The organism is Thiomicrorhabdus immobilis (assembly GCF_021654855.1).
In the GTDB taxonomy this organism is placed as follows: domain Bacteria; phylum Pseudomonadota; class Gammaproteobacteria; order Thiomicrospirales; family Thiomicrospiraceae; genus Thiomicrorhabdus; species Thiomicrorhabdus immobilis.
Genome location: NZ_AP024202.1, coordinates 324,763 through 348,457 on the forward strand (window position 1 = coordinate 324,763; position 23,695 = coordinate 348,457).

The 23,695-nt window shown below is 42.6% G+C and carries 19 protein-coding genes; 12 read left to right on the plus strand and 7 right to left on the minus strand.

Annotated features, from left to right (window positions below):
- Window positions 1-11: 11 nt before the first annotated feature.
- Complete coding sequence (locus L6421_RS01330) at window positions 12-1,079, minus strand: 3'-5' exonuclease (protein WP_237262180.1); 1,068 nt, start codon at window positions 1,077-1,079, stop codon at window positions 12-14.
- Between the two features lie 266 nt (window positions 1,080-1,345).
- On the opposite strand from L6421_RS01330, the gene L6421_RS01335 reads away from it, so the two are divergent.
- Window positions 1,346-2,206: a UDP-2,3-diacylglucosamine diphosphatase gene (locus tag L6421_RS01335; protein WP_237262181.1), complete on the plus strand. Its 861-nt coding sequence runs from the start codon at window positions 1,346-1,348 to the stop codon at window positions 2,204-2,206.
- 97 nt (window positions 2,207-2,303) lie between these two features.
- Here L6421_RS01335 and L6421_RS01340 read toward each other — a convergent pair whose 3' ends face one another.
- The 3 genes from L6421_RS01340 to L6421_RS01350 all read right to left on the minus strand — a co-directional run bounded on the left by L6421_RS01340 (window position 2,304) and on the right by L6421_RS01350 (window position 6,081).
- A complete protein-coding gene (locus L6421_RS01340; RefSeq protein ID WP_237262182.1) occupies window positions 2,304-3,419 on the minus strand; it encodes a GNAT family N-acetyltransferase in 1,116 nt (371 codons plus the stop codon).
- Between the two features lie 5 nt (window positions 3,420-3,424).
- Window positions 3,425-4,741, minus strand: a complete 1,317-nt coding sequence (locus L6421_RS01345; protein ID WP_237262183.1) for a BtaA family protein — start codon at window positions 4,739-4,741, stop codon at window positions 3,425-3,427.
- Between the two features lie 218 nt (window positions 4,742-4,959).
- Window positions 4,960-6,081: a glycerate kinase gene (locus L6421_RS01350; RefSeq protein WP_237262184.1), complete on the minus strand. Its 1,122-nt coding sequence runs from the start codon at window positions 6,079-6,081 to the stop codon at window positions 4,960-4,962.
- A 236-nt stretch (window positions 6,082-6,317) separates the two neighbouring features.
- Between L6421_RS01350 and L6421_RS01355 the strand changes: the two genes are divergently transcribed.
- The 8 genes from L6421_RS01355 (at window position 6,318) to L6421_RS01390 (ending at window position 18,380) form a co-directional block, all read left to right on the plus strand.
- Window positions 6,318-9,353 (plus strand): response regulator, encoded by a 3,036-nt coding sequence (locus tag L6421_RS01355; RefSeq protein ID WP_237262185.1) that lies wholly within the window; start codon window positions 6,318-6,320, stop codon window positions 9,351-9,353.
- A 2-nt stretch (window positions 9,354-9,355) separates the two neighbouring features.
- Window positions 9,356-11,695, plus strand: coding sequence for an EAL domain-containing protein (locus L6421_RS01360; protein ID WP_237262186.1), 2,340 nt, complete (start codon window positions 9,356-9,358; stop codon window positions 11,693-11,695).
- Between the two features lie 495 nt (window positions 11,696-12,190).
- Window positions 12,191-12,766, plus strand: coding sequence for a diaminobutyrate acetyltransferase (gene ectA, locus L6421_RS01365; protein WP_255695490.1), 576 nt, complete (start codon window positions 12,191-12,193; stop codon window positions 12,764-12,766).
- A 6-nt stretch (window positions 12,767-12,772) separates the two neighbouring features.
- A complete protein-coding gene (gene ectB / locus L6421_RS01370) occupies window positions 12,773-14,041 on the plus strand; it encodes a diaminobutyrate--2-oxoglutarate transaminase (RefSeq protein WP_237262187.1) in 1,269 nt (422 codons plus the stop codon).
- Window positions 14,038-14,436, plus strand: a complete 399-nt coding sequence (locus L6421_RS01375; protein WP_237262188.1) for an ectoine synthase — start codon at window positions 14,038-14,040, stop codon at window positions 14,434-14,436. Before ectB ends, L6421_RS01375 begins: the two co-directional genes overlap by 4 nt.
- A gap of 114 nt (window positions 14,437-14,550) precedes the next feature.
- Complete coding sequence (locus L6421_RS01380) at window positions 14,551-15,996, plus strand: aspartate kinase (RefSeq protein ID WP_237262189.1); 1,446 nt, start codon at window positions 14,551-14,553, stop codon at window positions 15,994-15,996.
- Window positions 15,984-16,877: a tetratricopeptide repeat protein gene (locus L6421_RS01385; protein WP_237262190.1), complete on the plus strand. Its 894-nt coding sequence runs from the start codon at window positions 15,984-15,986 to the stop codon at window positions 16,875-16,877. The genes L6421_RS01380 and L6421_RS01385 overlap by 13 nt, the downstream gene beginning before the upstream one ends.
- A gap of 57 nt (window positions 16,878-16,934) precedes the next feature.
- Entirely contained in the window at window positions 16,935-18,380 is a 1,446-nt protein-coding gene (locus tag L6421_RS01390) for a sodium/proline symporter (protein ID WP_237262191.1), read from the plus strand.
- A gap of 57 nt (window positions 18,381-18,437) precedes the next feature.
- On the opposite strand, the gene L6421_RS01395 is transcribed toward L6421_RS01390, so the two are convergent.
- Entirely contained in the window at window positions 18,438-18,992 is a 555-nt protein-coding gene (locus L6421_RS01395; RefSeq protein ID WP_237262192.1) for a thioredoxin family protein, read from the minus strand.
- A 205-nt stretch (window positions 18,993-19,197) separates the two neighbouring features.
- Between L6421_RS01395 and L6421_RS01400 the strand changes: the two genes are divergently transcribed.
- On the plus strand, window positions 19,198-20,094 hold the full coding sequence (locus tag L6421_RS01400) for a diguanylate cyclase domain-containing protein (RefSeq protein WP_237262193.1): 897 nt from the start codon (window positions 19,198-19,200) through the stop codon (window positions 20,092-20,094).
- 45 nt (window positions 20,095-20,139) lie between these two features.
- Here L6421_RS01400 and L6421_RS01405 read toward each other — a convergent pair whose 3' ends face one another.
- Window positions 20,140-20,748 (minus strand): superoxide dismutase, encoded by a 609-nt coding sequence (locus L6421_RS01405; RefSeq protein ID WP_237262194.1) that lies wholly within the window; start codon window positions 20,746-20,748, stop codon window positions 20,140-20,142.
- A gap of 138 nt (window positions 20,749-20,886) precedes the next feature.
- Window positions 20,887-21,183 carry a YcgL domain-containing protein gene (locus L6421_RS01410; RefSeq protein WP_237262195.1) on the minus strand — a complete coding sequence of 99 codons (297 nt, stop codon included), beginning with the start codon at window positions 21,181-21,183 and terminating at the stop codon, window positions 20,887-20,889.
- A 140-nt stretch (window positions 21,184-21,323) separates the two neighbouring features.
- Between L6421_RS01410 and L6421_RS01415 the strand changes: the two genes are divergently transcribed.
- Both L6421_RS01415 and L6421_RS01420 read left to right on the plus strand, forming a co-directional pair.
- Complete coding sequence (locus L6421_RS01415) at window positions 21,324-22,295, plus strand: NAD(P)H-binding protein (RefSeq protein WP_237262196.1); 972 nt, start codon at window positions 21,324-21,326, stop codon at window positions 22,293-22,295.
- A gap of 126 nt (window positions 22,296-22,421) precedes the next feature.
- The gene (locus L6421_RS01420) at window positions 22,422-23,672 is read left to right on the plus strand and encodes a multifunctional CCA addition/repair protein (RefSeq protein WP_237262197.1); all 1,251 of its coding nucleotides are present in this window, start codon (window positions 22,422-22,424) and stop codon (window positions 23,670-23,672) included.
- Window positions 23,673-23,695: the final 23 nt, after the last annotated feature.

Sequence of the window (23,695 nt, forward strand, 5' to 3'; positions counted from 1 at the left end):
TGTAAATCCAATCATTTGAGTTGAGCTAGCGCGGCAAATGGGTTGTTGGTGATTTGCTCTTGTTGTTTTTTAGGCTTCTTCTCTTCCACTTTGGACTGTTTACCTTTTTCAAGCATGGCGTTGAAAAGCTCTACCGTAGCACGGGCATCCGCTAAGGCATCGTGGGCATCGCCAGGAAAAGGTTTGCCCAATACTTCCTCATAGGCCACGGTAAGCTTCGGGGTTTTAAAGAACCAATACATGTTTTCGCTGTGCCAGCGCATCGCACCGATCAGGTCTTTGCTCAATTCAGCCGCATCTAACCAGGTGTTGTAATCTAAATCGAACTTAAGCATCTTCTTTTCAGCACTTTTTTCTAGGTACATGAAGTCACTTTCTGTGCTGTAAGCCAAGACGATATCGGCCTCTAGTAAGGTGTCGTGAATCATATCCCAAGCTTGTCCAAGCGTAGGCTGGCCTTGAACCATCTCGGTGGTGATATTGTGTTTATCATTCTCTGGAATATCGTAACCCGGGTTGATCAACTGGTTGAACAGTTCTTTACCATTAATATCGCAGGCAGAAACCTGGATGATGTCCGCTTCAGGATCGGTCGAGATATTAGTGGCTTCAATATCAAGACAGACAATATTTTTGCCTTTCAGTTCCTTAGCGTGGGTTTTCAGTTTGAACAAAGCGTCATTACGGCTCTCTTGAATCAGTGGAATCACATCGGAAACACAAAACTCTTTGATGAGTTTTTCAAGGTTTTTAGAGAATTTGGTGATGGATTTGGTCAAGGCTTCACGTACCGCAGGATCTTCCGAGCAACGTTCAATAAAGCTATCTATAGAGAGAGTCTCTTCACCAATAATCAGCTTGCTTAAGGATTCAGCCACTAATTTTTTAGGGTTGTAATCAAACTTTTCCAGCGGCGGAATATAGATGCTCGCATTCAGTAATGACTTTTCGCCTTTAGCTGGTGAGGCCATGACTTCGACCCCTTTAATGTTTAAACCGTCGGAGGCCGCGACCGCGACAAGATACTCTTTGACAGGTTGGTTGCGCTTATCCAGCAAAATTAGTTGTGCATTGCTCATAATGAAGGGACTTTTAGTTAAAAATAGTGGCGAGTATTGTACCGTTTATGGCGACAGATAACTATGACATCCTGCCTTTAATCGAGGATTGATTAACGTACTTCGTTCAATCTTTTAGTTAAGGCGTTAATTTAAGCTGTTGGGAGTGTTTTTTCTTAGGCGAAATCCAATGTCAGACTTGTTCTTGTATGTTCATTTAAGCGTCATTTAACTGTCAAAAAAAGTTTGTAGACTGTTTGGAATATTGAATTATTATTGAGTTTTATATGTCATCAAACCTTTCCCTAATGAATAACCTGGAAAACACGCTATTGCCCGATTGGATGGCTTCTATCGCCCAAGATGATTTTATATTGGCCGAAAATGATCATAAGAAACATGCCTATAGAACCATCTTTATTTCCGATGTGCATTTGGGGGCAAAAGGTTGTAAGGATGTGTTTCTGGCCGAGTTCCTAAAATATAACGAATGTGAAAAACTCTATTTGGTGGGCGATATTATCGATGGTTGGCGATTGAAGAAACGCATGTTTTGGCCGCAAAGCCATACCAATGTGATCCGCAGGATCTTGACGATGTCCAAACGCGGTACCGATGTGGTCTATGTGACCGGAAACCATGATGATTTTTTACGGCGTTACTCCGGCTTGGATTTTGGCAATATCGAGCTGTGCGATGAGACGGTGTTCCAAGCCCAAAACGGTGAGCGATTTCTGGTCGTGCATGGTGATAAATATGATGGTGTCATTCAAACCCAGAAATGGCTCGCCTTATTGGGAGATTGGAGTTACGAAACCTTGATTATCATTAACCGTTACTTCAACCAACTTCGACGTAAATTCGGTATGGGGTATTGGTCGCTCTCTTCTTACGTGAAACACAAGGTTAAAGGGGCGGTTTCATTTATCTCCGCTTACGAAGAGGCGGTGGTCAAAGATTGCAAGGAACAGGGGTTTTCTGGTGTTATCTGCGGACATATCCATCATCCGGAAATCAGAATGATTGACGATGTTCAGTATTTGAATTGTGGCGATTGGGTCGAGTCCTGTACCGCGATTGTTGAGACTTTAGACGGCGAGATTAAGTTATTGCGTTGGGTTGAGATTAATCATCAGAATAATCAATGAATATCAGAATCAAACGCTAATTAAACGTTAATTAAGGGCTAATTAAGAGTTTTAAAACACCAAAAATGAAAGCAACCAGGCCTGGTAGAGTCTGTGTTTAAATCTGATTTTCGGCAAAGACCTTGGGTGCGAATTTATTGAGCAGTTTGGCAAAACAAAGCATAATCAATTTACGTTTGCATGATAAGTGGTTAATGTAAAACGCCGTGTATTCAATCGTAGGCAAACCGCCACGAGCGCTTTTAAAATTGCCCGCCCCGGAACTCAAGTTCATCATTTTTTCAGAATCATAAGTCTCTTTTAAAAGTACCGCCATCAATAGGCGGTAAAGCCCTAGATTTTTGGGTAGGTGGGTGTCGTAGCCAACCATGGGGGTGGTGATGATCTCTTGCTGGGTAAACAAGCCAATGGAGGCGATAATCCGTTGCGATTTAGGGTCTCTAAAACTGTGGAATCTCATCAAGCCCTTAAGGTGCATTTGATAAAGATAAGCCGCGGTAAATTGTGGATTGAATGAGGAGTGTTTTTCGATAAACAGTTGCGTAAAGCAGTGTTCAATTTCAGTAAAATCCGCTTGCTGATGTTCTTCGGGTTTAAGGTGTTGTAAATGGGTTTTCTGCAACAATTTCTGGTCACGTTTAGTGTGGCTGCGTTGCCACCATTGGCGGTCCTTATTGTCAAAAAGATACACTTGGCGGGCCGGTATCATCAGCCAGCCTTGCGCTTTTAGGTTTTTGATTAGCTGGGGGTGGTTGTATGGATTTAACGAACGTATATTAAAACTGTGATGTGGATAACGTTGTATTAAATCAGCCGTCAACTTCTGCAGGCTTTGGTTTGACCAATTTGGCGGTAAATTGGTGGAAACCAACCAGTTGTTGATGGATAAGGTTTGGTTGATTTTAGCCCATTTCAACAGTTTATCCGCCAAACGAATCGCTCCCCAAAACAACCGGCGCTGAGTTTTGGATTGAATCAGTGGTAATTCATCTTGTGCGTAAGAGATATAGGCTGTGTAAGGAGAACAGACGTAGCTGTTGTCATACTCTTCATGGTTCAAAGTGATGGGAACAGGCTGATTATCAATGGTAAGCATGTCGATTTGAGTGTGCACATTCGGTATGGCTTTATCAAGACCTAGGTTCAGTAAGATTTCGACATAGATTCTCGATGGATGAAAGGCGTTTAAACTGTCATTGCTACTGAACATCATGGCTTTTATTCACCGAACATTAAGGTTTGTTGTGAATGTTGCATTGATTGGTTGTGTGGTTTGCGAATATAGAGATGCACACCACCATAAATCCCCGAACGGTCTTGTTTTGTCCAGGCCTGGTTGTTTTCTTGGTTGGTTTGCCATTGGTTAAGGATCTCATCGGCTAGCTTGGTTTCCAATGGTGAGGTTTCACCTGCCGTTCTAAATACCACTCTCGCATTCGGCATAGCGGTGCGATTCACCTCTTGCCAAAGTTCGGTCAATTGGCGTTCATCCATCCAGTCTTGAGCATCCAAGAACAGGTAGGCGTTTAAGCTGTTGTCCGGTAATGATTTCAAACGTTCGGTCATAGAGGTATGGCTAACCTTGACCTTGCTCTGGTTGCTTTTTAAAACCGCAAAGGCCTCTTTTTTTAGATATCGCGGTATGGCTTTGCGGTGTTTTATGTCGTATTCGCGATTAAATGCCTGCCAAGCAAAGTAGTTTTCATCTAACGGGAAGTCGCAAGCCAATTGACGGGCACGTTCCTTGAGTAAGTTGTGCATGCCTAACTTTGAATCTTGAGACTGTTTATCCATTTCATCAAATTGTGCCGGAGGGATGCCTAGGCTATACATGACCATGGAACGGTTGCATAGAAACTTGAGCAATTTAGTATCAAAGATTGGCGCAACATGCTGATCAAACCCTTGTTGTTGCTCTTCTAAGGTACGCGCCTGCATGATTTTAGAAATATCATAACCTAGACGTTTTCCGGTCCAGTGAATCAAGCCGATAAAATGACCCAAAAGACCGTGCTTATAAAAACCGTTGGTGAAATACGTAATACGTTTCTTGCTCCATGGTCTTTCCTTAGACTCCCAGTATGCCAAAGTTTCATTATCCAAGTGTGGCTTGATATAAGCCTCATAGCGGTCCAGGTTCTTTAGCAGATTGGCTTTGCCGAAAAAATCAAAAAAAGCTTCTGAATTAGGTAGGTGTTCAATCGCTACCAGTTTTAATTTGATTAAAGCAATATGGGCTTCATTTAGGTCAACCACTTCAATCAATTCAGGTTGTTCGGTTAAGTAATTCAAAACATTGCAACCGCCAGAAGAGATAGTAAAAACGCGTGATTGATTGTTGATTTGTAAGGCTTGAATGTCCACTTCAGGATCTTCCCAAATCTGTGGATACACCAAACGGTCAAACCAGGTGGTGAACAATCGGTCTAAAAAGCCTTTACGACTGAATATGGAGGTGTTGTTTACAGCAGAATCAAGCAACGTTTTGGTTTTAGGAGTTTGGGTAAGCGCATCAAGTGTGGTCGATGAGTTCATTTTCAGCCTTCTTTAAAAGTGGTAATGACTTTTGTGGAACTTAATGAGGCTATCTTACAGATTGGTTTTTACTGCAATGTGACAGTTGTGTAACGGCTTGATGACGGGTGTTTCAGGAGTTAACAGGCCTGGTAATCTCTAAACTGACCAGGCCTGGTGGATTATTTAGAAAGGCGGACTCGAGGTTTATTTGGCTTTATTGCGACTTGTATGGTCTGTTATTTCAGAATTCTCATCACAGAATAAAGGGTTTGTTGTAAAAGATAAGGGGCATTGCCCATCGCCTCAAACTCGTTCATGATTTTATTGACGATGCTAAAAATCGCTTTGAACTCAGGTAAGTCGTCAACCGAGCAGGTCAAACTGCCGCAAATGCCGATGGTCGGTACATTATGTTGGTTGCCGAGTTCGGCGATTCGTAGGGGGAGTTTGCCAAAACGGGTTTGGCTATCAAAACGACCTTCACCGGTGAAGATGTAATCGATTTTTTCGTTCGCTAAAAGTTCATCCAACTTAAGTGTGGCGTTGATGACATCAAAACCCGGAGTCAGTTTGGCATTCAACAACCCCATAAACCCGGCGGCCATGCCTCCGGCCGCACCGGAACCCGCTTCTAAATGCACCGGTTTTCCGGTGTGTTTTTCCAGAATCTGAGCGTAGTTTTCCAGAGCTTTTTCAAGCAGTTCAAGTTGCGCTGTCTGCGCGCCTTTTTGCGGGCCAAATACATAGGTTGCACCGTGTTCACCCAATAGCGGATTGGTGACATCGCAAGCGATTTCCCACTCGATGTCCAATAGATGTGTTGGGATTTCACCAATCTTGGCTAGGTTTTTCAATGCGGCGCCACCCAAATTAATCGGCTGGTCTTTGCTGTCTAACAATGGCACGCCTAATGCCATTAATGCTCCGACTCCACCATCATTGGTAGCGGAGCCACCCAAACCTAAGATGATCTTTTTAGCACCTAAATCAATCGCGGCCTGAATGATTTGTCCAGTACCGTAGGTGTGGGTGTTCAAAGGGTTTAAATCTGGACGCGGAATTTTGGTAATCCCCGACGCTTGCGCCATTTCAACAATAGCGGTTTGGGTATCGGCTTGCCAGGCAAATTTAGCTTTGACCTTTTTACCGAGCGGGCCAGCCACCCAAATCGACTTTTCCTCTCCCGCATCGGCAAAAGTAAAACTCTCTACAAAACCTTCACCGCCATCTGACATCGGGCGTGAAAACACCACCGCATTGGGGTCAAAGTTGTGAATAACCTGGGTGGCGATTTCGCAGAACTGGGAGGCGTCTAATGAACCTTTAAAACTATCGGGAGCAATGAGATAAGTCGACATAAATAAAACCTTTTTAGCGTAAATTTACTTTGTGGTGAGTTTATATATGAATGAATTACGCCTTTGTAATCATTTGGATGGGTTTTTAACTTAATAGATTGTGTAATGAGTCTAGGGTAATTATAAAGATTACTTTTTCTTATAAAGAAAAGATTGATGCCGTTTTTTTAATTGACTACCAAAAATTGAATAAAAAATGGCAAAATGAATATGCTGTCATTTTTTAGGAGCAAAACATGACGTTTGCCAAAGGTTTCCTGCAAAGCTTTATTTTTGTGTTTATGGTATCGCTATTGGTGGTATTTGTTTTTTTATCTTGGTACCAAAACGATCAAGCTGTAAAAAACGCAGAAATCATAAAAAACCAAAATCAGCAATTAATTTCTAAAGGCTATGTTAATGCTCAAAATTGGGTCAATCATATGGTACAAAATACCCTTTTTTTGGCCAGTCAGCAATCCCTCTCTGAGTTTTCTGAAGAGAAAAGAATCTCATATCTACAAAACCAGTTCTCTTCTTTTATTAGGTACCATAAAGAGTTGATGCAAGTCCGTTTTATCGGTAATGACGGTTTTGAAAAAGTCCGAGTGAACCGTGAAGGAGACAATATTGTAGTGGTACCTAAAAATGCACTACAAAATAAATCTCACCGTGATTATTTTATTGAATCAAGTAAATTAAACAATCAGTCTATTTTTATTTCTGAGTTTGATTTAAATATCGAATTTGGCCGCATTGAGGTGCCAATTAAACCTACTATCAGGATTGCTAGCCCTGTTTTTGATAAGCAAGACAATCGCATTGGTTTGATTGTTATTAATTTCAATGGGAACTATTTGCTTGAGCAATTAACGGGTATAAATAAATTTGGAAACCAAAAACTTTGGTTGGTCAATCAAAAAGGGGATTGGCTTATTCCGCCAGATGGTGCGCGGAGTTTTGGTCGTCTGCTCGGTTTTGAGAAAGATACTGTAGAAAAAAGTTTTCCGGGATTGGCAAAGCGACTATTCTCTGACCAAAAACAAGATGGAACTTGGGAAGAGGCGGGTTACTTCATGGAAGTCAGGCAGATCGATCTTTTAGAAGATGGTGATTTGTTGGATGAGAACTCGGTTGTGAATAAGTCAGGACATTTCGAATTGATTGCCTCATTACCTAAACCCGAGCCCTGGTATTGGCACATTTTTGAATCAGATGCAGATATCAAACTGCTTATGAACTTGTTCGTATCACAATTGCTTTTGAGTTTGTTAATCGCGTACATATGGAGTCTAAAACGCTATACCGATAAAAAATTAATGAGTCAGAATTATTTGATTCGCTCTTTCTTTGATTATTCACCACAAGCTATGTTTACCTTTAATGAAGACGGTGAAGTCACCAGTAAAAACCATCAGTCAATCGTATTCCTTAAACTTGTTGAATTAGTGCCTGAAAATATGCCCTTGGATTTTTGGTCAACCGAAGGGCGCAAGAATATATGGCAAGAAGTTGCCTCTAAACCTAAATTAGATGTAGACACCACGAGGCAATTTTCTCTCGAATTGAGAGGTGAACGACGTGTCTATGAATGCCAGTGTTTTGTTATAGACCGCGGGTATCATTTTTCGCCATTGATTGCGGTTACCATCAAAGACATTAGTTCGTATAAACAATTGGAAGCGGAGTTGCAAGACCAAGGCTCACAATTAAAGGCCATTTTAGATACCGCTCCCGATGCGATTATTATGTCCGATGAAGAAGGGCGCATCACTTTGACCAATCACCGTGCCCAGGAAATTTTTAAAATAAGTGAAGAGCAATTTCTTAAAACAAGAATTGATGACTTGGTTCCTTCGCCTTCAAGTAGTATTCATCACTCTCTTAGAGAACAATTCTATAAAAACCCCTATAGTCGTATGATGAGTGATGGCATGGTTGTCCATGCCAAAGATTCAGGAGGGCGCATATTTGATGTAGAAATCAGCTTAAATAAGGTGGTTTTGCATGGAGTGGGTTATGTATTGAGCATTGTTAGAGACGTGACTAATCGAGTTAAATTAGAGCAACAATTACGTCAAAATCAAAAAATGGAAGCGATGGGGCAATTAACAGGTGGCATTGCCCATGACTTCAATAATCTCCTAACGACTATTCAAGGCAATATCGAACTTTCCACGATGTTACTTGAAAAATCCGAATTGAATAAAAGCAAAGTAGTTAATTGCTTAGACACCGCCATGAGTGCATCGCAAAAGGCTTCTCGATTAACGCGTCGTTTACTCAGTTTCTCCAGAAAAGAAGCTAAAAGATTAGACGTGATGCATGTTAGTCAATATTTACAGCAGGAATTGACTTTAATCCAGTCCGCTCTCGGTAAACTCATTGAGCTACACTTTTTCCCAAATAACGATATTTGGCCAATAGAAGTCGATCCTGAAGAGTTTATGTCTAGTATAGTCAACTTGGCAACCAATGCGCGTGATGCGATGGATAAAGGTGGTGACGTATTTATTGAAATGAATAATGTAAGCATTGTTGAGCAAAGTGAGAGTCTGTCGCAAAAAAATATCCCTGTTGGGGATTATGTGGTTTTAAGTTTTTCCGATCGTGGTCCTGGTATCGCTCCGGAAATTATAGATTCAATTTTTGAACCTTTCTTTACGACGAAATCAAAAAACCGCGGAACGGGGTTAGGATTAGCTCAAGTCTTTGCATTTACTAGCCAGTCGAAAGGCCATATAAGGGTCTATTCGGAGCTTGGAGTTGGAACATCGTTCAAGTTTTATTTCCCAAAAAGCAGTAAAGATTTTTCTGAGGTAATCAAGTTGCAGGAGACCTCTGAGACTCAAAACTCTGTGCCTACGCCTCCTGCAATAGAAAGCCAGGGTTTGGAGTTGTCTAAACCGAGCGAAGTGAATCATGGTAGAGTTTTGGTAGTGGATGATGAAGTCGATGTGATGTCCGTTGCAAAAGCCTACCTTGAGTATGCAGGGTATGAAGTTGTGACCGCCGATAGTGGAAAAATGGCGTTAGAAGTCTTAGAAAAAGAGCACTTTGATTTAATTATTACCGATGTGATTATGCCAGGGATGACGGGATTTGAATTGTTAGAAGAAGTCGAAAAGCGTTTTCCTGATTTACCTAGTATTGTCTGTTCCGGTTTTTCTGAAGAGCTTTTGAAGCAGTACGGTGAAAAAGAAGAGGGATTGAAGGTTTTAGATAAACCTTATTCCAGAGTTCAATTAATTGGTTTGGTAGAAAAGATACTGAATTCTGAGGAGAATAATTAACCATGGCGGTAAAACTACTGGTTGTTGATGATGACGATACAATTTGCGATCTCGTGGTTAATGCTTGCGACTTAATTGGTATTGAAGCGGGTAAAGAATCTAATCCATTAAGTTTATCCAAATCTCATGTTAATGATTATTTACTTTGGTTTTTAGATTTAAACATGCCCGAACGGGATGGTATTGAGGTGATTCGCTGGCTTGCTGAAAATAAATATAAAGGCATGTTGGTATTGATGAGTGGTTTTGACCGTTCTGTTTTATTGAGTGCCGAACGGCTTGCCCAAGCGCATCATTTGAATATCGTCGGCCATATAGAAAAACCTTTTAGTTTACGTAACGTACAGCTTTTAATTGAAGAAGCGGTAGAGGATTTTGAGCCACAAATATTGGATAAGCCACATTCGAATCCAAGATTGGAATTAAGTCCTTATGCCATTGAAGAGTTAATTGCGCAAAATCGTATTGTGGTTCATTACCAACCACAAGTTGAATTAGCGACGGGGCGTTTGATTGGGTTTGAAGCTTTAGTTAGGTTAAAAACAATGGCTGGCGAACTCGTTATGCCAAATGATTTTATTGAGTTAGCTGAAAAACAAGGATTGATTCAAGCATTAACCCGGAGTGTGGTTTGTGAAGCCTTGAGTGGTTTTGAAAAAATGCTGAAAAAGTTTGCCAAACTGACGTTATCGATAAACCTCTCGGCATTGGACTTGGAGGATAAAGGCTTGGCGAACTGGCTCGAGGAGCAAGTAAACCAGTATCAAATTATGCACAGTAAGGTCATTTTTGAAGTCACTGAAAGTAAAGAGATTTTTGCTATTACTGATGCGTTGGATATTCTGAATAGATTACGTTTAAAGGGGTTTAATCTCTCCTTGGATGACTATGGAACCGGTTCTGCCGTATTGAGTCAGGTACATCATTTGCCCTTGACCGAGCTTAAGATAGATCGTGCTTTTGTCAAAAATGTGTTGTTTGATGAAAAGTCACAAGTCTTGATTAAAAATGTTATTTCTATGTGTAAAGACCTACGCTTAGATGTGGTTTGTGAAGGTATTGAAAATCAACAAACTGCAGATTTGTTGGTGGGTTATGGAGCTAAAATCGGACAAGGTTATTTATATGCTAAACCAATGTCCGTTGATGATGCTTTAGAGTTAATAGAAGGTCATCAGCAGAATATGTCGTTAGACTCGGTCTGTTTAACGAGTGGTGATGAAAGCAATATTCCGCATCAAATTTCATTGAAACCCGCTGATTTGGATGGTCAAGAGGCGGTAGCGTTTTATGAACAATCGGTCTTGTCTAACAAGCCAAATCCAAAAAGCTTCTTATCCTACTCACTGCCTTTAACCGGTAACTTTTCTTTTATTGGAATCTCAGAAAAATATGGTGCGATTTTGGCCTATTTAGAACTGTTTGCAAATCAAGGCCAAACCGATATAGGCTTAGAATTTTTTGACGATGCATCAGAATTAGCGCAATTAAAAGAGAATTTAACTCAGCGGGTTTCGGTAAACAGTTTAGGTTCGGTAGGGGCTACTTTCCCGTTTCAACATTCTGAAGAGTTTGTTGAATTTGCCAGCACCTTGAAAACGCCTATCTTAGCGCCTTTTAATGGTTGTAAGGCGTTAAGGGTTGAGACAGTGGATAATGTTTACAACATTAAAGCCGGAATTGAACAAGAGTTAATGGCTATCGCCAAGAAATTCAATGCGAGTGGTCAACGTTCAATCATGGTTCATGCCCCTGTAAGCCTTAAACAGAATCCGGTGGAGTTTTTTAAGCAGATAAGTCATGTTGAGATTATTGAGTTTTTGCCGCAGAACGCCGAGGAAACCTTGAAAAAAATCAAAGAAATACGTCCTATCAACGTGATGTTTTTCGGTTCGGCAAAAAGCCTTTTGCAGATGGTTGAGGCACTGGAGAATGAGGAAATTAATTTCTATAGTACGTCCCTGATCGGATTTGGTACTTTGAAGAAGCTACTTATTAGAAAGCCGAAAGTCAAAGTTTGGGTCACGTCGACTATACCTGATTACCAGGGAAATGATCACACGGCAACAGAGTTTAGAAAGGTCGCACAAAAATATAATTGTCCGGTGAAGTATATAAATAGCATTTGTTACGACATGTATCTGTCGACAAAGTTTTTGCTGGAAACTTATGTAAGTAGTCACCAAGATAGAGGGGATATTGAAAGTCGTGTGGAAGGTTTTGAAAGGGCGTTAAAAAATACTTTTGGATTTGACTTAGGCATGGAATGTCCTTTGAGTTGGAATCCTCAAAACCGTAGTTTTTCAAACGCGGTTTATTTTATAAACATAAATGAATATTGAGTTATTGTTCGGTTTATCAGGCTGATTCTTCTCTTCAATTGAATCCCAATCCACTTTAGAGAGTTCTCTCTGATATGTCTTAATTCGCCTTCATTCGCTAGAATTTTTCAACGTCGATCATGTCGGTTTAAGATGATATCAGATTAAGCCAACTTGAATTTACGGTTCAGATTTGTTTGAATATGTAACCAATTTCATAACCCACAAGGTTTAGCTATCTTTTTTTCAGTTGTATTACATACACTGTCATTTGCGTTTAGGCGCTTTTCTATAGACCCATTTTGGTCAAGTCTAATCCAAAGGACGCGTCCTGAGGAATCAATCGTATGGCGTTTGCCCCCTAATGAATTGTCTTGTTTGGCAAGGGTTCGGCGTATTCCATTTTCCTTAATACCGTAAACATCAAAAGGTTTACCGAGTATTTTCTATTTCATTTTTGATTGATTGAAACCCATTTATGCCAATAAGCATGATTAACATTACCCGAGTATTTTTATGGAGTATGACCCCAAAACCACATTTTTAAAACCCGAGCCAACGACACATTGCGATTTTCTCTTCCGTACGCCCAAGCTGCAAGACGGTATGGCCTTATACCATCTAGTGAAAAGTTGCCCGCCGTTGGACCTCAATTCTAGTTACTTGTATTTTTTACAATCGAGTCATTTCGCCGACAGCTGTATGTTGGCTGAACTTAATGGTGAGGTTGTCGGTTTTGTTTCGGCCTATCGCAGGCCTGATGATTTGCAAAACCTGTTTATCTGGCAAGTAGCGGTATCACCTACTGCACGAGGTAAAGGCTTGGCAAAACGTTTAATAAGCGAATTGCTAGCCAAGCAAATGCAGTCTCAAATCGCACTCACCGCAGTGAGTTGCACCATCGCTCCAAGCAATAAGGCTTCACAAGGGCTGTTTAAATCCTTGGCAAAACAGTACGGCTTAACTTTAGAGGTTTGCGACTTCATCAAGCAGGAACATTTTGCAGGCCAGGAGCACGAAGCGGAACAGGAATACACTTTGCGAGCACCGCAAAGCCAGCCGCTCAACATTTTTTTAAATTTTAGGAGTTAGTTAACTATGTCGTTAAGTATTTTTAATGAATATGAATCAGAAGTAAGAGGGTATGTTCGTTCATTCCCAACCGTTTTTAAAAAGTCGAAAATGGCTGAGATTTGGGACGAGGACGGTAAACGATACATCGATTTTTTTGCAGGGGCCGGAGCGTTGAATTACGGTCATAACAACCCAATCATCAATGACGCCGTCATCGAATATATGCAAAACGATGGTATCGGGCATGCGTTGGATATGGCGACTGTGGCCAAACGAGAGTTTATGGAAGTGTTTGTGAATAACATTCTAAAGCCACGTGATTTGGACTATAAGTTGCAGTTTGTCGGTCCTACCGGAACCAATGCGGTGGAAACCGCGTTGAAAATTGCCCGTAAGGTCAAAGGTCGTAAACAAGTCATCTCATTCACCAATGGTTTTCACGGTATGTCGATGGGTTCATTGAGTATCACCGGTAACCGTTATTACCATGATGAAAGTTATGGTGTCCCAGGCTATACCACACAGGTGCCGTTTCACAATTATCTGGGCGATAAGGTCGATACGGTCGCCTATCTGCGTAAGATTTTAGAAGATGACTCCTCTGGAACCGAGTTGCCTGCGGCGATTGTGCTGGAAACCATTCAGGCTGAAGGCGGGATTAACGTCGCGGGTGAAGAGTGGTTGCGTTCATTACGTCAGATTTGTGATGATTTGGATATCCTGATGATTGCCGATGAAATTCAAATCGGTAACGGACGTGCCGGTGAGTTCTTTAGTTTTGAGCGAGCGGGCATTGTGCCTGATATCGTCACGCTTTCTAAATCAATCGGAGCCGGTCATCCGATGTCTTTGGTGCTGTTAAAACCGGAGTTGGATAAATGGAGTCCGGGCGAACACTCTGGAACCTTTAGGGGAAATAACCTGGCTTTTGTGGCGCAAACCGCGGTGCTAAAGCATTTTTGGCAAGATAGACAGTTTGAGATGGAAACCAAGTTCAAATCTCGATTAGTCGAACGCAGAATGCAGGATTTGGCCTTAACATTTCCAGCCTTAATCAGAGAAATCCGCGGCCACGGCATGATTTGGGGAGCGGAGTTTAAAAAGCCGGAATTAACCAGCTTGATTTGCACACAAGCCTTTGAAGACGGTTTGGTGATTGAAACCGCAGGTGCGGACAGTGAAGTGATTAAATTCTTGGGACCGTTGGTCATCACTGAGGAGTTGATTAATGAGGGGTTTGACATATTGGAGTCAGCGATTCGTAAAGTATTGGCGAACGGTGTGGCAGCATGATTGTAAAGAATTTATATGACGATGTGATTGGCACCGATGCCGATGTGGACAGTAAACAGTGGAACAGTCGTCGTTTACTGTTAGCTAAGGATGGCATGGGGTTTTCGCTTCATGACACCTTGATTAAGCCGAATGAGGATTTGCACCTTTGGTATAAAAATCATCTAGAAGCGGTTTACTGCATTGAAGGTCAAGGCGAGATTTACGATAAGGCCACCGGGGTAACACACCCGATTCGTGAGGGTACGGTATACGCCCTGAACAACCATGACCAACACATTCTCAAGGCCAATAAAGGTGTGGGGATGAGGATGGTGTGTGTGTTTAACCCACCGGTAACCGGGCGTGAAACCCATGATGCAGACGGTTCTTATAATTTACCGGAACCCAACTAAACGGTGTTGGTTTTGAATACAAAGTCATAGAGATCTTACCAGGCCTGGTAAGACACCAACTTATTCAAAACCGCATTCGTTTTTCTGCATTTATTCAAATTTAAAAAGAGAACCATGACACAACAAACCAACAACACCTTGAGTGTTGAAAAAATTGGCGGTACTTCAATGAGTGAATACCTTGCCGTTCGTGACAATATCATCCGTTATCCAAAATCTGCTTATCAACGTATTTTCGTGGTTTCCGCTTATGGCGGTGTAACCGACCTATTGTTGGAGCAAAAGAAAACCGGCACACCAGGTGTCTATGGGTTATTTGCCAATGACGATGTTGACGCGAATTGGCAAGCGGCTCTGGAGGAGTTGGCCAACCGCCTAAACGAAATCAATGCCACGCTATTCACTGATCCTAGTCTGTTGGTCGAAGCCAATAAATTCATTAATAGACGTATATTAGAAACCGAGCAACTGCTGACCTATCTGCAAGACTTATGCAGTCACGGGCACTTCTCGCTTGAAGCTCATCTACTGACGGTAAGGGAGCTGTTGGCCAGTTTAGGTGAAGCTCACAGTGCGTACAATCTCGCCAGCCTTTTGCAATCAGAGGGTATTGATGCCCGGTTTATCGATTTAACCGGCTGGCAGGCCAATGAGCCGATGCAGTTGGATGAGATGATCCTCGAGAACTTGCAAGGGATAGATTTCGATAACACCTTGCCGATTGTGACCGGTTACAGTCACTGTAAAGAAAACCTGATGCAGACCTATGACCGAGGTTATAGCGAAATGACGTTTAGTCGTATCGCGGTGCTGATGAAAGCCAGTGAAGCGGTGATTCACAAAGAGTATCACTTAAGCAGCGCAGACCCCAGGTTGGTAGGGGAACAACAGGTCATACCCATTGGCAGAACCAATTACGATATCGCCGACCAATTGGCCAACTTGGGTATGGAAGCCATTCACCCTCGAGCAGCTAAAGGGTTACGCCAGGCAAAAATTCCTCTACGGATTAAAAACACTTTTGAGCCCGACCATCAAGGCACCTTGATAACCGATGAATACGTCAGTGATTCACCTAAGGTCGAGATCATTGCCGGCATGTCGAGATTGCTGGCGGTGGAGGTGTTTGACCAAGAGATGATGGGAAACCGCGGTGCCTATGAGGAAACGATTCAAGAAATCACCCAACGTTTGCAGTGCGATGTGATTAATAAAGACTTCAATGCCAATACCATCACGCTGTATATAAACGACTCTTTGAAAAAGGTCAGTCGTCTCTCGCAACAACTGCAAAGCCGGTTGGCTACCGCCTCGGTGCAAACCAGCAAAGTGGCATTGGCCTCCGCGATGGGCAGTGATATGCGCATTAAAGGCTTTTTGGCTCGTGCAGTGGGAACGCTTTACCAAGAGGGGATAAATATCGAAGCGATTCACCAAAATACCCGACAAGTCGAGATGCAGTTTTTCGTTAATGAAAACGACTTTGAAAAAACCGTTAAGGCGTTACACAGCACCTTAATCGAATCTCATAACCATGGAGTGGCCATATGCGAACATTAATTTTTGTACTGGTACTTTTGTGGGTTCCGCTGGTCCATGCCGTTGAACTTAAACACGATAGCCAAACCCAAGATGTCAATACTCTCAGTAAACCGATGTATAACCCATTTGTAGAACGTTATGTGATGGATGAGTTACGTCAACTGAGGGTGGAGATGAATGACTTGGAAGTCGGACTTACCAAAGAGGTGGTCAATAGAGAACTTACCGCCGTGAACCAGGCGGTTGGTTATGCGACCGATACCGTCACCTATTTTTTCTATTTGATTGCGGGAATCTCTTCGGTATTGTTGCTGGTAGGTTGGAGCTCCTTACGTGATGTGAAAGAGCGTGTGCATACTTTAGCGGACACCAAAGTCACCGAGGTTATTGAAACCTACGAGGCCAGATTGAAGGCGCTAGAAGAGGAGTTGAACCGTAAATCTCGAGGCATCACTTCTGCCCAAAAACGCCTGAGTCAACACCAGGATATCCACAGCTTATGGTTGAAAGCGGGGCAAGAGCCGATTCTAAGTAATCGGTTAGCGATTTACGATGAAATCCTAGAGTTAGACCCTGAAAACACCGAAGCCATGACCTATAAAGCCGATGTGTTATTGGAGATGAATGAACCGCTGTGGGCCATCAATCTCTGCCAGCAAGCGTTGAAAATCGACCCTGAAAATAGACACGCCTTTTACCAGTTAGCTGGCGCTTATGCCTTGTTGAACCAACCTGGTGAAGCGCTCGATTATCTCCAAAAAGCGATAGAAGATACGGACGGTTTACTGGAAGAGGTCAAAGCGGACCCTATCTTTGCCAGCCTATTGGAGCTTCCCGGTTTTCAGTCGTTGTTGAAGAGCAAACAGTACCAATCGGAAAAGCATCATGCCGATGAATAAGATACTTTTTCGCACTGAAGAAAGTGAAGTATCACTGAAATTGAGTGGTCTTTTGCCATGATATTGACCACCTTTGTGTTATTTCTATTGGTGTTTTTTGCTGTCGGTTTATCTAGTTACTGGGCCAGTCGAAAAACCACAAGTGACTACTTGGTTGCAGGTAAAAACATGTCGCCCGCTTTGGTTGGCTTGTCGGCAGTAGCCACCAATAATAGCGGGTTTATGTTTATAGGCATGATTGGCGCCACCTATAGCATGGGATTGTCCTCTATTTGGATTATGGTCGGTTGGATTTTTGGCGATTGGTTGGCGCAGAGGCATACAGTGCCGGTGATTCAGGATATTGGCCACAAACGGCAGGTACACTCGTTTAGTGGATTGTTGACCTATTGGATTCTCCAAAATGGTACTTCTTCTCAACTAGAGCAACAAGATGATTCAAACCGTCCAGCAAGACGTTTCAGACAAATTGTCGGTCTGTTTACGGTAGTGTTTCTTACTGTGTACGCGGCGGCTCAATTAAAAGCCGGTAGTAAAGCAACAGAAGTCTTGTTGGATTGGTCGCCAGAAACGGGGGTGATTCTATCGGCGATTATGATTTTTTTCTACAGTATGGCGGGCGGTTTACGGGCCTCTATTTGGACCGATGTCGCACAGTCGATTGTCATGTTGAGCGGTATGGCGTTGATGGTGGTGTTTGGTGTTCAAGCGGTGGGTGGCCCTATCGTTTTTTGGCAGGCATTGCATGGCGTTTCAGGCTCTTATGTCGCTTGGTTTCCACAAGGTTTTGGCTTTATCGAGGCTGGGCTATTTGTATTAGGCTGGGTGGCTGGTGGAATGGGGGTGCTAGGTCAGCCACATATTATCATCCGTTTTATGACCTTGTCTAAGGACTATACGGCCAAACAGATGCAACGGTATTATTACGGGTGGTTTATCATTTTCTATGGTTTGACCATTTTGGCAGGCCTGGTCAGTCGAATACTGATGCCGGAATTGACGAGTTTTGATGCCGAATTGGCTTTACCGTCGCTGGCTGAGCAATTGATGCCCGAGATTTTTGTCGGATTGATTTTGGCGGCTTTATTTGCGGCCACCATGTCGACTGTCGACTCGTTAGTGCTTTCGTGTTCAGCTGCTTTAAGTCGAGATTTAACCCGTCAACCAATCGAATCCCTGTTTTTGACAAAAGTGGCGACTGCCTTCATTTTATTGGCCGCGTTGAGTTTAGCTTTGAGCAATAATCAAACGGTATTCAGTTTGGTGTTGGACGCTTGGGGTTGGTTAGGTTCAGCATTCGCACCGTTGATGTTGTGGTTGGCTTGGGGGCGACGCATCACTCTGGGTTGGGCAATGGCAAGCATGTTGTTCGGCATGATGGTGTTTGCGGTGTTCGCTTATGGCGGCCTGTTAAGTCAGATTTATTCCATTACGTTTGGCTTTATCGGCGGTTTTGCTGTACTTATTTTTAGCCAGTCTGCGGGTAAACGCCGTTCTATCTGAACTTGTTCAATTAAAACCGCCCGCAAACCTCATGTCTGTTTTACCAGGCCTGGTGAGTTACTTCCATTTTATGGAGCAGCCCATTGACGGGATTTGCTCTAAAGGCCCTTGTCCGGTTTGGGCCACTTGTTTCATGGCTTCCAGTAAATCCCTACGAACACCTTCAGGTGAAGTCTCTTTGCGAGATTCATCTAAACGACCGCGATACTGTAATTTCAAATCGGCATTGTAGCCAAAGAAATCCGGTGTGCAGACAGCGCCATAGGCTTTTGCCACTTGCTGTGTTTCATCCAAGACGTAAGGGAATGGAAACGCCCATTTTTCAGCAATAACTTGCATGTTTTCAAAAGAGTCTTCTTCGTATTCATTTGGGTCGTTTGACATAATGGCAATGCTGTTGATGCCAAAGTCATCACGCAAGATACGGGTGTCTTCAACTAAACGCTGTTGAATCGCTTTAACGTATGGGCAGTGATTACAGATGAACATGATTAACAGGCCGTTTTTACCTTTGGCTTTATCCAAAGTCCAGTTTTGACCATCTACACCAGGCAAATCGAATTGCATGGCGGGAGCGTTAAAATCACAAATTGGGGTTGTAAGACTGACCATTGGAAAATCCTTGAGTTAAATAGAAATTAAAAAATATTTTACAGAAAAGTGAGCCGGTTTGAACGGCTATTGTCTGTTATCACGGTGGCTAAGTTGTAGTATTTTAAAGAATTCTTTGCATTGATAAATTTTTCTTGCGAGAGACTAAGCGTTGGGTCGTGTTTAATAGAGACAATATAATATTTAGGTATGGAATTTATAATCGATGGCATTTGTCTCTGTTTCAAGTTATTTTGTGGATCGACCGAGAGCGAAGATGGCTCTGTTTTTAGGAGCGGTTGCTCTTTATCCAATTATTTTTTATATGTCTCATGGCCGTGTTGGCAATGCAATCATCATTTTAAGCGCCCTACCTGTTTTTATCGCAGCCTACTGTTATGGAATCAAATATGGTTTGGTCGCAAGCCTACTCGTTTTACCGATTAATTATTTTTTTCTGTCCATGTCTGGGTTTGACGGTATGGCGGAGTTGCGTCCGGAAAGGTTTATCGGTTTGCATGTTTTAATTTTGGTCGGAAGTCTTATGCTAGGTTATTCCAGCCTAATGCAAAAACGCCTTAAACATGAGGTTCAGCAGCGTAAAGAAATAGAAGAGCGGTTGAAATACCTAGCACATTATGATCAGTTGACCGGCGTCGCCAACCGTTATTATGGCGATGAACTGATGCAAAAGATGTTAACTAAGGCGAAAATTGAGAAATCTCGTTTCATGATTATTTTTATCGACTTGAACGATTTTAAACTATTGAACGATCAATACGGTCATCACATAGGTGATTTGGCATTGCAAACTTTGGCAGATAAGTTAAAAGTCTGTGTTGGGAGTGATGGGGTGGTGGTGCGTAATGGCGGCGATGAATTTTTTGTTTTATTGGAACCGAGTGAAAGTTTTGACATGTTGGATGAGGTTATAGGAACCATTCAACGGGTGTTCTCTAGACCGGTGGTTTTAGAAGACCATATCGTTGATTTGTCACTGAGTTACGGTATGGCGACTTATCCGGATGACGCGGATAATCAAGAAGATTTGATTAGAAAGGCCGATCAGCAGATGTACCAGTTCAAACAAAAAAGAAAAGTGAATATAAACAAGATTGCATAAAAAAGCCCCGTAAATACGGGGCTCTTAATTTACTGTGGCCGTTACTTATTTAGCGGCTGAATATAGCTCAGAAACTTTATTCCAGTTAACCACATCCCACCAAGCTTGCATGTAAGCTGGGCGTAGGTTTTGGTAACGTAGGTAGTAAGCGTGTTCCCAAACGTCTAAACCTAAAATTGGCGTACCTTTAGTGTCTGCACAATCCATCAATGGGTTGTCTTGGTTCGGTGTAGAAGAGATTTCTAACTTGCCATCTGCAGAAACCGTCAACCAAGCCCAGCCAGAACCGAAACGTGTTGCCCCTGCTGTGTTGAATTTTTCTTTCATGGCGTCAAAACCACCAAAAGTCGCATTGATGTCATCTGCTAGAGCGCCAGTAGGCGCGCCCATGCTATCACCTGTCATCACTTCCCAGAAGAAAGAGTGGTTCCAGTGTCCACCACCGTTGTTACGCACAGCTGGAGGTAAAGTACCTGCTTTAGCCATCATCTCTTCTAAAGACTGGTCCGCTAATTCAGTGTCAGCAATCGCATTGTTTAGGTTGGTGATGTAAGTGTTGTGGTGTTTCGTGTGGTGGATTTCCATTGTACGAGCATCAATAGATACTTCTAAAGCGTCGTAGTCATAAGGTAGATCTGGAAGAGTAAAAGCCATGGTGATTTCCTTGTATTTTAATTCAAGCGATAAAAGCTCTATTGTATTCACAAAAGTCGCTTTGTAAATACTTGAGCGATTTAATTGGTTATTATTGTTTTGGTATCGTTTTGCTTGGTTGCCAGAGAATGATTTGGCTTAACAGATATTGTCTAAACGTTCTGGCGGTGGAGCCATGTCACCCATTTTTTCAATCTCGTTAGGCGGCATTTGCATAAAGTACCCTTTGGTTTGAATCGATTTCAGAACCGTAGCGGCATCTTCTCGAGCCAACTTCTTTTCTGCGGTCAGTTCAAAGTCGATAACGTGTTGAGGTTCGCCAAACATGACCAGTAACTCTTTTGGTAGTTCTTCCAAACCGGTTTCTTGTGGAACAAAAAGATAAAGTTCCGCTTTTTTTGGGCTTCTAAACGCTGAAATATTGATAGCAGACATGGGTAAATCCTATTTTAATTTTGCGCGTATTGTAACAAATTACAGTTGCTTAATCAGGGCTTTAAGTCGATAAAAGCTTGACCTTACATCAGCATTTACTTATTCTTACTCGGTTTGTTTCAAGAAAATTGGATAATAAAATGTTATTAGGAAATAAAGTCAGTGTATTTGGTGGGACAGGTTTTGTAGGCAGAGCCGTGGTTAATGAACTGTCAAAAGCCGGTTATGAGATCAAAGTAGTGGTTCGTCGTCCTGAGCGTTTTAGAGAGTTTTTACTCTATCCTAATACCACTTTGCACACCTTAGAATCTTTTGATAATGCAGCGCAGTTAACTGCCGCAGTGAAAGGTGCGGATATCGTGATTAATTTGATAACCGACCGCTCCACAGGTACGGAGATGATCGAGCAAGCGGATTTGACGGCAGTTACCCAAAAAATCAAATCGGCGACTGAGTCTGCTGGTGTGAAACGTGTATTGAGTTTATCGCAAATTGGTGCCAGTACCGATGCTCCAAATTCTGATTGGTTTGGTATCTTGGGTGAGGTGGGTAACCTAATGCACAATGTAGCATCGGCCAAGGTGACTATCTTGAAACCAAGTTTGTTGATTGGAGCTGGAGATGACACCACCGCCCGTTTTGTCACACAACTGAACCGTATGGATTTATTGATGGTCGCCCAATCAAACACTGTTGTGCAGCCATTATGGATCAAGGATTTTGCCCAGGCCGCAGTGGCTATCATTAAAGATGAATCGACTTTTGATAAGAAGTTGGAGATGGTCGGTGAAGAGCGTTTGACTATGAAGCAGTTGGGTGAGCTGGTCGCGGAATTGATGCAGAAAGATGCGATTGTTTTCCCTATGTGCAAGTTAAACGCCAAACTTATGGCGGCTTTCGGTGCGTTTGCTCCGATTGCTTCGGTTTCAAAGTCACAGCTATTGATGTTGTCCAAAGACATGGTGAGTGACGCTGACTTTGAAACGCAGTTTGGTTTTGCACCAAGTAGTTTAGAGTGGGCGATTTCAACTTATGCATCACCGCATGATATCCGTGAACGTTATAATTTCTATCGCAAAGAAGCCGGAAGGGATGTCAAAGAGTTGGTGTAACTCTTTTTCAAATAAAAAGTTAAGATTAAAAAACCGTCAACAAGACGGTTTTTTGGTTTTAGGCTATGATGTTTTGGAAAGATTGGGCGATAAATTTCATATTCAATAAATTTAGGTTGGCAATTCATGCAGATTTTTTTGGTGGGTGGTGCAGTTAGGGATGCGCTGTTAGGCGGTAAGGCTTACGACCGTGATTGGGTAGTGGTAGGTGCGACACCAGAACAGATGTTGGCGCAAGGCTATCAACAGGTGGGTAAAGATTTTCCGGTATTTCTGCATCCTGAAACTAAAGAGGAATATGCGTTAGCCCGAACCGAGCGTAAAGCCGGTGTCGGTTATCATGGCTTTGAGGTGTTTGCCGATCCAAATGTAACTCTTGAAGAGGATTTGATTCGCCGCGACTTGACCATTAATGCGATGGCTCAAGATACTGAGGGTAAGGTAATCGACCCTTATTCAGGCCTGGAAGATTTGCAAAACCGTATTTTAAGGCACGTTTCAGATGCGTTTGCCGAAGATCCGTTAAGGGTGTTAAGGGTCGCACGCTTTGCAGCTAAACTTGCACCTTATGGTTTTGAGTTGGCGCCAGAAACTCAGACGCTGATGACCGATATGGTGGCTTCGGGTGAGCTGGAGGATTTAACTCCTGAACGGGTTTGGCAAGAGGTTTTCAAAGCCTTAGGTACGCAAAAGCCGAGTGTGTTTTTTGAGGTTTTGGATAAGGTCGGTGCGGTAGAGGTGTTGTTCCCCGAGTTGTATAACTTGCACGGGGTTACCCAGCCGATAAAACATCACCCTGAAGGCGATGTTTGGATTCACACCATGATGGTGTTGGATGCCGCTGCTAAATTATCCCCCTTAGAAGAGGTTCGGTTTGCGGCTTTGGTGCACGATTTGGGTAAAGGCATTACCCCTAAAGAGCTTTGGCCAAGCCATAAGGGGCACGAAAAAGCTGGAGTGCCGTTGGTTCAGGCCTTAGGTTCACGATACAGGTTGCCGAAAAAGCTGCAAATCATGGCGGAAAAGGTGACGGAGTATCATGGTTTGATTCACCAGGGGTTAAACTCGGAAGGGTTGCCTCACCTTAAACCTCAGACTTTTCTAAAGGTGCTAAAGGCTTGTACGGCCTTAAAAAACCCTGAAGGCTTTAAAGATATTTTATTGGCTTGTGAGGCCGATGCCAAAGGCCGTTTGGGTTTTGAAGAGCAATTTTATCGACAAGCCCCTTTTTGGTTGGGGGTTTTAGATGCCGCTTTACGAATCAATAACCAAGAGATTTTAGCCACCGGTGTGCAAGGAGCAGAAATCGCCGAGGCGATTGAGCAAGCCAGAGTCGAGCGAATTAAAGCCTTTATTCACACTTATTCGTCGAAATAACAAAATATTAAGGTTAAACTTTA

What these genes read in the sequence shown, in the direction of transcription:
- L6421_RS01410 (WP_237262195.1), bottom strand. Translation starts at nt 21,183, where the DNA reads ATGTCTGCTATCAATATTTCAGCGTTTAGAAGCCCAAAAAAAGCGGAA.
- L6421_RS01390 (WP_237262191.1), top strand. Translation starts at nt 16,935, where the DNA reads ATGATATTGACCACCTTTGTGTTATTTCTATTGGTGTTTTTTGCTGTC.
- L6421_RS01415 (WP_237262196.1), top strand. Translation starts at nt 21,324, where the DNA reads ATGTTATTAGGAAATAAAGTCAGTGTATTTGGTGGGACAGGTTTTGTA.
- L6421_RS01340 (WP_237262182.1), bottom strand. Translation starts at nt 3,419, where the DNA reads ATGATGTTCAGTAGCAATGACAGTTTAAACGCCTTTCATCCATCGAGA.
- L6421_RS01380 (WP_237262189.1), top strand. Translation starts at nt 14,551, where the DNA reads ATGACACAACAAACCAACAACACCTTGAGTGTTGAAAAAATTGGCGGT.
- L6421_RS01400 (WP_237262193.1), top strand. Translation starts at nt 19,198, where the DNA reads ATGGCATTTGTCTCTGTTTCAAGTTATTTTGTGGATCGACCGAGAGCG.
- L6421_RS01345 (WP_237262183.1), bottom strand. Translation starts at nt 4,741, where the DNA reads ATGAACTCATCGACCACACTTGATGCGCTTACCCAAACTCCTAAAACC.
- L6421_RS01420 (WP_237262197.1), top strand. Translation starts at nt 22,422, where the DNA reads ATGCAGATTTTTTTGGTGGGTGGTGCAGTTAGGGATGCGCTGTTAGGC.
- L6421_RS01355 (WP_237262185.1), top strand. Translation starts at nt 6,318, where the DNA reads ATGACGTTTGCCAAAGGTTTCCTGCAAAGCTTTATTTTTGTGTTTATG.
- ectB (WP_237262187.1), top strand. Translation starts at nt 12,773, where the DNA reads ATGTCGTTAAGTATTTTTAATGAATATGAATCAGAAGTAAGAGGGTAT.
- L6421_RS01405 (WP_237262194.1), bottom strand. Translation starts at nt 20,748, where the DNA reads ATGGCTTTTACTCTTCCAGATCTACCTTATGACTACGACGCTTTAGAA.
- L6421_RS01335 (WP_237262181.1), top strand. Translation starts at nt 1,346, where the DNA reads ATGTCATCAAACCTTTCCCTAATGAATAACCTGGAAAACACGCTATTG.
- ectA (WP_255695490.1), top strand. Translation starts at nt 12,191, where the DNA reads ATGGAGTATGACCCCAAAACCACATTTTTAAAACCCGAGCCAACGACA.
- L6421_RS01395 (WP_237262192.1), bottom strand. Translation starts at nt 18,992, where the DNA reads ATGGTCAGTCTTACAACCCCAATTTGTGATTTTAACGCTCCCGCCATG.
- L6421_RS01360 (WP_237262186.1), top strand. Translation starts at nt 9,356, where the DNA reads ATGGCGGTAAAACTACTGGTTGTTGATGATGACGATACAATTTGCGAT.
- L6421_RS01330 (WP_237262180.1), bottom strand. Translation starts at nt 1,079, where the DNA reads ATGAGCAATGCACAACTAATTTTGCTGGATAAGCGCAACCAACCTGTC.
- L6421_RS01350 (WP_237262184.1), bottom strand. Translation starts at nt 6,081, where the DNA reads ATGTCGACTTATCTCATTGCTCCCGATAGTTTTAAAGGTTCATTAGAC.
- L6421_RS01385 (WP_237262190.1), top strand. Translation starts at nt 15,984, where the DNA reads ATGCGAACATTAATTTTTGTACTGGTACTTTTGTGGGTTCCGCTGGTC.
- L6421_RS01375 (WP_237262188.1), top strand. Translation starts at nt 14,038, where the DNA reads ATGATTGTAAAGAATTTATATGACGATGTGATTGGCACCGATGCCGAT.